The following is a 9,708-nucleotide window of genomic DNA, read 5'->3' as shown; positions in this document are numbered from 1 at the left end:
CGTTTCCGCAGGCGAAAAAATCCCCGTAACGGCGGTTACGGGGCTGCTGTCGTGGGAGCGGGTTCTACCCGCGAAGATAACGCCACGGTCTGACTGAGACTGCGCGGTGCGGCTTTCGCGGGCAGAGCCCGCTCCCACGGCCAGGGTTCAGTCGGCGTAGAAGGCGGGGCGTGGTGGCAGGTCGATGGGTTCGATGTTGCCGCTGGTCTGCGCCAGGATGCAGGCGTCGGCGGCCACGGCGGCGGCCAGGCCGTTCCAGGCCGAGGGGCCACCCAGCTGGCCGCTGGTCACACCCTTGATGAACGCTTGCAGCTCCACGTCGTAGGCATCGATGAAGCGGTCCTTCCAGTCCATCAGGATGCCGGTGGACAGCTTGGCGTCGCTGCGCATCTGCACGCTGGTGGGCTCGGGCAGCTTGGCGATGCCCTGCTCGCCCACCACTTCGCACTGGATGTCGTAGCCGTATTTGCAGTTGACGAAAATTTCGACGTCGATGCGCACGCCACGGGCGGTCTCCAGCAGCACGATCTGCGGGTCGCGCAGGGCGGCATGGGTGTTGCGTGTGCTGCGCGGGAACACCACTTGGGCCGAGACGTAGTCGTCGTCGACCAACCAGCGCAGCACGTCCAGCTCATGGATCAGCGTGTCGGTGATGGCCATGCTGGTGCCATAAGCCGTCGGCACCTCGGGGTTGCGGTGGGCGCAGTGCAGCATCAGCGGCTCGCCGATGGCGCCGCTGTCGATCACTTCCTTCAGCGCGCGGTAGCCTTGGTCGAACGGGCGCATGAAGCCGACCTGCACCAGGCGGGTACCGTGGGCCATCTCGGCCTCGACGATACGCCGGCAGCCTTCGGCCGTGACCGCCAGGGGTTTCTCGCAGAACACCGGCTTGCCGGCGGCGATGGCGGCCAGCACGAACTCTTCGTGGCTGGGGCCCCAGGACGTCACCAGCACCGCTTGCACGTTGGCCGCGTTGATAAGGTCCTGGCCGCTGGCGTACACCTCGGCCTCGATGCCCAACTGGGTGACGACGCCGCGCGCCTGCTCGGCATTGATGTCGTTGACCGCCACCACCCGCGCGCCGGCGAGGGCGAAGCTCAGGCGACGGATGTGTTCGCGGCCGATTGCGCCGGTCCCGATGACACCGATGTTCAAAGTCATGATGGCTCCTGATTTGTTGTTGTGGGCCGCTTGATCAGGCTTTCGGGAGGAAAGCCGTTCGAGTGATCTCAGGCTAGAACGGCGCCCTGGCGAAATCAATTATTTTTCTATAAATAATTTATTTGGAATTTTTGTTTTATTACCGGATTTTGCCGCACTCGCCGATGGCGGTTGTATCATCATCGCCACCCAGAACCTGCGATTAAGGACGATCAATGCGCACCCGCCTGCTAGCCCCACTTGCCCTGGCCATCAGCGCCGGCTTCGCCACCCAGGCCTTCGCCAGCGGCGACGATTCCTGCTACCCGGCCTGGATGCTCAACGTGAACGGCTTCGCCGGTGGCTGCAACAGCCTGCCCTTCCTGTCGCCGGGCAACGACAGCCAGGTGAACTTGCGCCTGCTGCTGGCCGACAAGGGCGCACTGCCCCTGCCCGACATGGGCATCACTGACCAGGAGCGCCAGGAAGGTTACGGCCCGGTGCCCTTCGACATGGCGCGCCTGACGCCAGCCAGCCCGCCAGCACCAGCGCCGGACGCCACGGCGGCGCCAGCCCCGCGTGCCCTGGACCAGTTGACCAGCCAGCTGGGCCTGCCCGCCGCCCCGCAAACCCTGGCCGGCGACAACTTCCTGGGCGGCGAAGGCAGCCGGTGCCGCAGCAACGCCGAAGCCAGCGCCAGCGAGTTCTTGAAACAACTGCAGGACCTGCCGGCAGACGAACGCCAGGCCCTGGGCAAGGCGCGGCTGGCCATGCTGGGCGCCTGTGACTGGAGTGACAGCGACCTGGCCGCCCTGCTGCCCACCGTGCAGTCGCCCCAAGGGCAAACCTTCGCCAGCTACCTGCAAGCCGCCGCCAACTTCTACCGTGGCCATTTCGACCAGGCCCAGGCGCAGTTCGCCGCACTGGCCAGCAGCCCGGCGCAATGGGTGAAGGAAACGGCGCTGTACATGAGCGCCCGCACCGCGCTGAACGCCGCCCAGGCCAACGCCTTCGACGAATACGGCATGGTGGCCCTGGCGAAAGTCGACACTGCCGCCCTGCAGCAGGCCGGCGCTGGCTTCAATCATTACCTGGAAACTTATCCACAGGGCGAGTACGCCACCTCGGCCCGCGGCCTGCTACGCCGGGTGCACTGGCTGGCGGGCGACCAGCAGGCGCTGGCCGCCGACTTCGCCTGGCAGCTGACCCAGGCCACCCCGCAGCAACGTAACACCGACCTGAATCAGCTGATCACCGAAGCCGACGCCAAGCTGCTGGTCGGCGCCAAGCCTGGGCAGGTGCGAGACCCGCTGGTACTGGCGGTGGTGGACCTGATGCAACTGCGCGGCAAGCCCCTGCCCACCCTGACGCTGGCCGAACTGCAGGCGCAGAAGCCGCTGTTTGCCGAGCAACCGGGCCTGCATGACTATCTGCTGGGCGTGTACCAGCTATACATCGCCAACGACCCTGACGCGACCCTGGCCGCCGTGCCCGCCAGCGTGCCGGCCAAGCTCGACTACCTGGCGTTCAGCCAGCAGACCCTGCGCGGCCTGGCCCTGGAGCAGAAAAAGGACTACCCCGGCGCGGCGCAGCTGTGGCTGAAGCTGCTGCCCGCGGCCCAGCAACCGCTGCAACGCGACCAGCTGGAGATGGCCCTGGCGCTCAATTACCAGGCCAGCGGCCAGCTGGCCAAGGTGTTTGCCGACGACTCGCCGATCAAGGCCGCGCAGCTGCGTAACATCATGCTGTACAGCAGCGCCAGCGCCGACCTGCTGCGCCGCCAGGTCAGCAAGGGGCTGGACCAGACCGAGCGCGACACCGCGCTGTTCGTGTTGCTGTACAAGGACCTGACCCGTGGCCTGTACGCCGACTTTGGCAAGGACATGGGTCTGCTGCCAGCGCAAACGTCCCCTGAGCAAAAATTGACCAACAGCCTGGGCTTCGTCTACGGCGATGGTCGCAGCCTGGCCATGTTCCGCTGGCAGGGCGACCAGGCCGCTTCCGGCTACAGCTGCCCGGCCATCGCCGACACCGCCGCAGCGCTGCAAAAGTCCGCCAATGAGCCCAAGGCGCTCAACTGCCTGGGTGAATTCATGCTGCGCAACGGCCTGGACTCGCTGCCCATGGACCAGCGCGCCGCCAAGGCCAAGGGCAAGCCAGGCAGCTTCAACGGCCCGGTCTACTCGCGCCTCGACGGCTACCAACAGGTGATCGCCAACAAGCAGGCCGGCCATACCGACCGCGCCTACGCCCTGTATCGCGCCATCAACTGCTATGCGCCCAGCGGCTACAACAGCTGCGGCAGCCAGGACATTGCCCCGGCCCTGCGCAAGCAATGGTTCCGCGAGCTGAAGACCGGCTACGCCGACACCACCTGGGGCAAGACCCTGCAGTACTACTGGTGAAGCACTGGTGCCTGGCCCTGTGGCTGCTGGCGGCAACCGCCAGCGCCCAGGCCGCCGTTGACGCCGCCGACCACGACGCCTTCTGGGTGTGGGGCGGGGTGGCCAGCCAGCCGGCGCTGGCCCACGCCCGCACGCTGTACATCCTGCAGGGCCAGGTGGCCACGCCCCGGCGCAACCGCCAGGCGCCGGCGCAGCTGATAGCCCAGGGCATGGCCATGCCCCGGCTGGGCGCCGGCCAGGTGTGGCTGGCATACCGGGTCGATACCCTGCACTGGCCGGACCAGGTGTACCGGCAGCTGTTCGGCCAGGTGCAACGCTGGGTGACGGCGGGCAACCCGGTGGTGGGCATCCAGATCGATTTCGACGCCCGCACCCGCTACCTCGACGAATACGTGGCCTTCCTGCGCGACCTGCGCCAGCGCCTTCCCGCCCACTACCGCCTGAGCATCACCGGCCTGATGGACTGGAGCAGCAACGCCGATGCCCAGGTCATCGGCCAACTGCGCGGCGTGGTGGATGAAGTGGTGGTGCAGACCTACCAGGGCCGTCACAGCATTCCCGACTACGCTGCCTATCTGCCCAGGCTCAGCCGCCTGGGCCTGCCGTTCAAGGTCGGGCTGATTCAGGGCGGCGACTGGCAGGCCCCCGATTTCCTGGGCAGTAGCCCCTGGTTCAAGGGGTACGTGGTGTTTTTGCAGAACCCGGCGGCCGCGCAAAAATAGTTGCCGCCCCCGGCGCTGGCCCATGGCAATGCAGACCGGCTTTGGGCAAGCTAGCCTAAGCTGCTTGTTGAACGTTACCGGTTACCTCAAGGAGGGCCCCCATGTACTACGTGCAACGCAATGCACTCGGTCACATCATCCGCGCCGAGAAGACTGCCTACCCTCAGGCGGAAGATTTCCTCGTCGAAGACCACCCCGACGTGCTGGCCTGGCAGGCCCGCGGCACCATCGAGGGGCGTTTGCAGCAGCTGCGCCAGAGCGACATGGACATGATCCGCGTGCTCGACGACCTGATCCAGGTGCTGACCAGCAAGGGCGTGATCCGCATCACCGACCTGCCCGAGGCGGCGCTGGCCAAGCTCAAGACCCGCGACGCGGTGCGCGGCGAGCTGGGCGGCCTGGACCACCTGCTGGACGATGGCGACAAGTTGCTGTAACGCCCTGTAGCCGCTGCCGACAGGCTGCGCTGGCCCTCGAGTACCCTGAAGATCTCCAGCGTGGGCAAGGGCCAGCGCAGCCTTCGGCAGCGGCTACGGCGTTCAACGCGCCACGGGGTTCGGTAGCAACGAAAAAGGGCCCCGCAGGGCCCTTTTTTTACGCGCTCCCGTTTACGGGTTGACGCTGTCCTTGAGGAACTTGCCTGGCTTGAAGGCCACGGTGTTGCTGGCCTTGATCTTGACCGGCTCACCGGTCTGCGGGTTCTTGCCAGTGCGGGCGCCGCGATGGCGCTGCAGGAAGGTGCCAAAACCGACCAGCGTGACGCTGTCTTTCTTGTGCAGTGCGTTGGTGATTTCTTCCAGCACCGCGTTGAGCACGCGGTTGGCTTGTTCCTTGGTGAGATCTGCTTTTTCGGCGATAGCGGCGGCGAGTTCTGGTTTGCGCATAGTGAAGCCCCTTTGACGGTTTTTTGTTGTTATTGCCCGGGCTGTTCTTCCGGAACAGCGCCGAAGGCGCCGCAGGCTCTACGCTGCGGCAGACCGAGTGAGAATGGCACGGCGCAAGAGGCTGCGCCAGTCTCCTCCAGGGGTTTGTAGCGACAAAAATCGGGTTAATCCGACAGAAAGACCGTTATTTACGCCAGCAACGACGGAAGCTGCCGGTTCAGCGCCAGTTTCTCCCCGACCGCCGCCCCGGTAAGGGCGTAGCCCAGCAGGTTGCCGGCCACATCGCGGCACAACGCCTTGATGTCGGCGCCCTGCCCTTCGACCTGCCATTGGCCTTCCAGGCCACGTGGCACAGGCGACACCACCAGCGGGCAGACCGGGGTCTTGACGGTGATGGGCATGGGGCCATAACTGACGGCCGTGGGGTTGCCGGCCAGGGTCTGCGCCAGGGCCCGGGCGCAGCTCATCAGCGGCATCACGTACAGCAGGTTGAGGCCATCCACCTCGGCGCAGTCGCCCAGCGCATGGATGTTGGCGTGGGAGGTCTTCAGCGCGCGGTCGACGACGATGCCGCGGTTCACCTCCAGGCCGGCCGCGGCGGCCAGGTCCACCCGCGGGCGCAGGCCGATGGCCGATACCACCAGGTCGCAGCCCAGCACGGTGCCGTCGGACAGGTGCGCTTGCAGGCCATCGGCCACGCGCTCCAGGCGGTTGAGTACCGGGCCCAGGTGGAACCGCGCGCCCAGGCCTTCCAGCCCGGCCTGCACGGCAGCCGCCGCCGCGGGGTGCAGCAGGGTCGGCATCACCTGTTCGCACGGTGCCACCAGTTGCACCTCGAAGCCACCGGCAATCAGGTCGTTGGCGAATTCGCAGCCAATCAGGCCAGCGCCCAATATAAGCACGCGCTTCTTGCCCTGGGCGGCGGCGCGGAAGCGCGCGTAGTCCTCCAGGTCATTGATGGGGTACACGGCGTCGGCGCCATCGCCCTGGACCGGCACGCTGACCGTTTGCGCGCCCCAGGCCAGCACCAGGTCGCGATACGGCACGGCTTCCTCGCCGACCCACAATTGCTTGTGGCCCGGGTCAATGCCGGTGACCCGCGTGTGCGTGCGGATCTCGGCCTTGAGCTGGTCAGCCATGGCGCCGGGCTCGGCCATGCTCAGGCCGTCGGCGTCCTTGTTCTTGCCGAAGCCGGTGGAGAGCATCGGCTTGGAGTACGAACGACCGTCATCGGCGGTGATCAACAGCAGCGGCGTCTCGCCGTCCAGCTTGCGAAATTCCCGCGCCAGGTTGTAGCCGGCCAGGCCGGTGCCCACGATCACCACAGGTGCTGTCATTTAGGTACTCCTTGCAGGGAAGAATCGATCAAGCGATCTCGATCATCTCGAAATCCATTTTGCCCACGCCACAATCGGGGCACAGCCAGTCTTCCGGCACGTCCTGCCACAGGGTGCCAGGGGCGATGCCGTCATCGGGCCAGCCGTCCGCTTCGTTGTAGATCAGGCCGCATACCACGCACTGCCACTTTTTCATTTGCCGGTTTCCTCATTGCTCAGGCTCAAGGCTCGGTCGATCGATGTTTGTTGCGCTGCCGACCGGCTCAGCCGGTTTTGTACTGGGGGTTGTGCACAGATGCAAGCGTGAATGCATGCTAAGCTCGGCGGCTTCTTCGCTTGCAGACAGCTGCTTACCGTGACAGATGCATTCACCTTTGCGCCGGCATGGCTGGCGCAGGCGCCATCGGGCGCCGATGCCACCACCCGCGACTGGTTGTTCGACCAGGGCTCGCTGACCCGCCGCCTGACCCGCCTGTCTCGCGACCACTTCAGTGTCACACCCCTGCACGAGCAATGGCAGGTACTGCGCGCCGATGAATGTCAGGCCCTTGGCCTGGCCGATGGCAGCAGCGGCTGGGTGCGCGAGGTGTACCTGCGCGGCCATGGCACGCCGTGGGTGTTCGCCCGCAGCGTGGCCGGGCGCCAGGCCCTGGAAGCCGACGGCCTGGCGCTGGACGCCCTGGGCAGCCGCTCGCTGGGCGAACTGCTGTTCACCACGCCGGCGTTCCAGCGCCAGCCCATCGAGGTGTGCCACTACCCCGCACCGTGGCTGCCCGCCGAGCAGGCCTGCGAAGGGCTGTGGGCACGCCGCTCGCGCTTTGACCGCGGCGCGCTGAAGGTGCTGGTGGCCGAAGTCTTCCTGCCGGCGCTGTGGCCGGCCGCTCAACTCGACGCGGAGAACCCTTGATGTTCCAGAGCCTGCTCAAATCCCTGAACCGGGTGCACCCGCGCGCCTGGGACTTCGTCCAGCTGACGCGCATGGACAAGCCCATCGGCATTTACCTGCTGCTGTGGCCGACGCTGTGGGCGCTGTGGATCGCCGGCGAAGGCAAGCCGTCCCTCGCTAACCTGGTGATCTTCGTGCTGGGCGTGGTGCTGATGCGCGGTGCCGGCTGCGTGATCAACGACTTCGCCGACCGCAAGGTCGACGGCCACGTGAAACGCACCGAGCAGCGGCCGCTGGTCAGTGGGCGCATCAGCTCGCGCGAGGCGCTGGTGTTCTTCGCCGTGCTGGTGGGCATCAGCTTCGCCCTGGTGCTGTGCACCAACGCCACCACCATCGGCCTGTCGTTCGGCGGCCTGCTGCTGGCGGCCACCTACCCGTTCATGAAGCGCTACACCTATTACCCGCAGGTGGTGCTGGGCGCAGCGTTCTCCTGGGGCATGCCCATGGCGTTCACCGCCGAGACCGGGCACCTGCCCGCTGCGGCCTGGCTGCTGTACATCGCCAACCTGCTGTGGACGGTGGGGTATGACACCTATTACGCCATGACCGACCGCGACGACGACCTGCGCATCGGGGTCAAGTCCACGGCCATTCTGTTTGGCGACGCCGACCGGCTGATCATCGTGCTGCTGCAGGGCCTGGCGTTGCTGTGCCTGCTGCTGGCCGGCGGCCAGTTCGGCCTGGGCGGCTGGTTCCACCTGGGGCTGCTGGCGGCGGCGGCGTGCTTTGCCTGGGAATGGCACAGCACCCGCGACCGCGAACGGATGAAATGCTTCAAGGCGTTCCTGCACAACCACTGGGCAGGCCTGGCGATTTTCGTCGGCATCGTCGCCGACTACGCCTTGCGCTAACGACTCAATTATCGTGGGAGCGGGCTCTGCCCGCGAAGATGGCACCGCAAGTCGCCTGGCACAACGCGGTGTTCTTTTCGCGGGCAGAGCCCGCTCCCACAGATCGCAGGTCGCGGGTACTCGCTATCAATCGGCGTCGGCGTCGGTGGGCACTACGTGCCAGACGTCCATCTTGCCGTCACCCATCTTGTCGCCGGCCTTCTTGTCCATCTTGAAGGTGTACACCGGCTTGCCGCCGAACGCCCATTGCATCTTGCCGTCATCACGCTTGACCACGGTCCAGTCGCCGTCGTCCTTGGCCCCGCTTTCGGCCATCAGCGGCGGCCAGTTCTCGGCGCACTTGTCGTTGCAGTTGGATTTGCCGTCACCGTCCTTGTCGTAGGTGTAGAGGGTCATGCCGTGGTGGTCCACCAGCATGCCGTCCTTGGCCATCGCAGGCTCTGCCGCTTGGGACAGGGCAGGTGCGGCCAGGGCGAAGGCGCCGACCAAGGCCATCCAGTTCAGCGTATGTCGTGTCATTGGATCTACCTCATTGTTATTCGTGGTAACGGAATTTCAGCTTAGCTCAGCGTCCGGAACTTGGTACGCTGGCGGCAACCTGTCACACGACTGCAATAATTCCGTTATCTAATGCGCCCCAAGACACTTCAATGACAAGAGGTTTGAGCATGGTTGGCAGGAACATTCTGATCGTTGACGACGAAGCGCCCATTCGCGAAATGATCGCCGTCGCGTTGGAAATGGCTGGCTATGACTGCCTCGAAGCAGAAAACTCCCAGCAGGCCCACGCCATCATCGTCGACCGCAAGCCTGACCTGATCCTGCTCGACTGGATGCTGCCCGGCACCTCGGGTATCGAGCTGGCCCGCCGCCTCAAGCGTGACGAGCTGACCGGCGACATCCCGATCATCATGCTCACCGCCAAGGGTGAGGAAGACAACAAGATCCAGGGCCTGGAAGTGGGCGCCGACGACTACATCACCAAGCCGTTCTCGCCCCGCGAGCTGGTGGCGCGCCTCAAGGCCGTGCTGCGTCGCGCCGGCCCCAGCGACGGCGAGGCGCCGATCGAAGTGGGCGGCCTGCTGCTGGACCCCATCAGCCACCGCGTGACCATCGATGGCCGCCCGGCCGAGATGGGCCCCACCGAATACCGCCTGCTGCAGTTCTTCATGACCCACCAGGAACGCGCCTACACCCGTGGCCAGCTGCTGGACCAGGTGTGGGGCGGCAACGTCTATGTCGAGGAGCGTACCGTCGATGTGCATATCCGCCGCCTGCGCAAGGCACTCGGCATCGCCTACGAGAATCTGGTACAAACCGTGCGCGGCACCGGCTATCGCTTTTCCACCAAGAGCTGAAGCCCCCTCGCCAGGCCATAACTCGAAAGGACGCGACGTTAATTGAACCAGAACTGGCACAGCAT

The 9,708-nt window shown here is 65.7% G+C and carries 11 protein-coding genes; 6 read left to right on the top strand and 5 right to left on the bottom strand.

The genetic code is table 11. The features are described from left to right. Positions 1–147: 147 nt before the first annotated feature. A complete protein-coding gene (locus tag RAM80_RS17830; protein ID WP_416421792.1) occupies positions 148–1,161 on the bottom strand; it encodes a Gfo/Idh/MocA family protein in 1,014 nt (337 codons plus the stop codon). 215 nt (positions 1,162–1,376) lie between these two features. Here RAM80_RS17830 and RAM80_RS17825 point away from each other — a divergent pair, with 215 nt between their 5' ends. The 3 genes from RAM80_RS17825 (at position 1,377) to RAM80_RS17815 (ending at position 4,704) form a co-directional block, all read left to right on the top strand. After that, positions 1,377–3,545, top strand: coding sequence for an outer membrane assembly lipoprotein YfiO (locus RAM80_RS17825; protein WP_416421791.1), 2,169 nt, complete (start codon positions 1,377–1,379; stop codon positions 3,543–3,545). Further along, on the top strand, positions 3,542–4,267 hold the full coding sequence (locus RAM80_RS17820) for a DUF3142 domain-containing protein (protein WP_416421790.1): 726 nt from the start codon (positions 3,542–3,544) through the stop codon (positions 4,265–4,267). Before RAM80_RS17825 ends, RAM80_RS17820 begins: the two co-directional genes overlap by 4 nt. A 101-nt stretch (positions 4,268–4,368) precedes the next feature. Further along, entirely contained in the window at positions 4,369–4,704 is a 336-nt protein-coding gene (locus RAM80_RS17815; RefSeq protein WP_416421789.1) for a tryptophan synthase subunit beta, read from the top strand. A 171-nt stretch (positions 4,705–4,875) separates the two neighbouring features. Here RAM80_RS17815 and RAM80_RS17810 read toward each other — a convergent pair whose 3' ends face one another. The 3 genes from RAM80_RS17810 to RAM80_RS17800 all read right to left on the bottom strand — a co-directional run bounded on the left by RAM80_RS17810 (position 4,876) and on the right by RAM80_RS17800 (position 6,684). After that, positions 4,876–5,151 carry an HU family DNA-binding protein gene (locus RAM80_RS17810; protein WP_008366879.1) on the bottom strand — a complete coding sequence of 92 codons (276 nt, stop codon included), beginning with the start codon at positions 5,149–5,151 and terminating at the stop codon, positions 4,876–4,878. Between the two features lie 188 nt (positions 5,152–5,339). Then, entirely contained in the window at positions 5,340–6,488 is a 1,149-nt protein-coding gene (locus RAM80_RS17805; RefSeq protein ID WP_416421788.1) for an NAD(P)/FAD-dependent oxidoreductase, read from the bottom strand. Between the two features lie 28 nt (positions 6,489–6,516). After that, positions 6,517–6,684 carry a rubredoxin gene (locus tag RAM80_RS17800; RefSeq protein WP_027616797.1) on the bottom strand — a complete coding sequence of 56 codons (168 nt, stop codon included), beginning with the start codon at positions 6,682–6,684 and terminating at the stop codon, positions 6,517–6,519. A gap of 111 nt (positions 6,685–6,795) precedes the next feature. Between RAM80_RS17800 and RAM80_RS17795 the strand changes: the two genes are divergently transcribed. Next, a complete protein-coding gene (locus tag RAM80_RS17795; RefSeq protein WP_416421787.1) occupies positions 6,796–7,395 on the top strand; it encodes a chorismate--pyruvate lyase family protein in 600 nt (199 codons plus the stop codon). Next, entirely contained in the window at positions 7,395–8,285 is an 891-nt protein-coding gene (gene ubiA / locus RAM80_RS17790) for a 4-hydroxybenzoate octaprenyltransferase (protein WP_416421786.1), read from the top strand. Before RAM80_RS17795 ends, ubiA begins: the two co-directional genes overlap by 1 nt. A gap of 126 nt (positions 8,286–8,411) precedes the next feature. Here the strand turns inward: ubiA and RAM80_RS17785 are convergent, their stop codons facing one another. Then, complete coding sequence (locus RAM80_RS17785; RefSeq protein WP_416421785.1) at positions 8,412–8,804, bottom strand: hypothetical protein; 393 nt, start codon at positions 8,802–8,804, stop codon at positions 8,412–8,414. Positions 8,805–8,953: 149 nt separating this feature from the next. On the opposite strand from RAM80_RS17785, the gene phoB reads away from it, so the two are divergent. After that, positions 8,954–9,643, top strand: a complete 690-nt coding sequence (gene phoB / locus RAM80_RS17780) for a phosphate regulon transcriptional regulator PhoB (RefSeq protein ID WP_008366891.1) — start codon at positions 8,954–8,956, stop codon at positions 9,641–9,643. Positions 9,644–9,708 lie beyond the last annotated feature (65 nt).

It is taken from the genome of Pseudomonas sp. App30 (assembly GCF_047947025.1).
Lineage (GTDB): Bacteria > Pseudomonadota > Gammaproteobacteria > Pseudomonadales > Pseudomonadaceae > Aquipseudomonas.
Note: the sequence above shows the minus strand (reverse complement) of the source record. Positions and strands in the feature narration are given on the sequence as shown.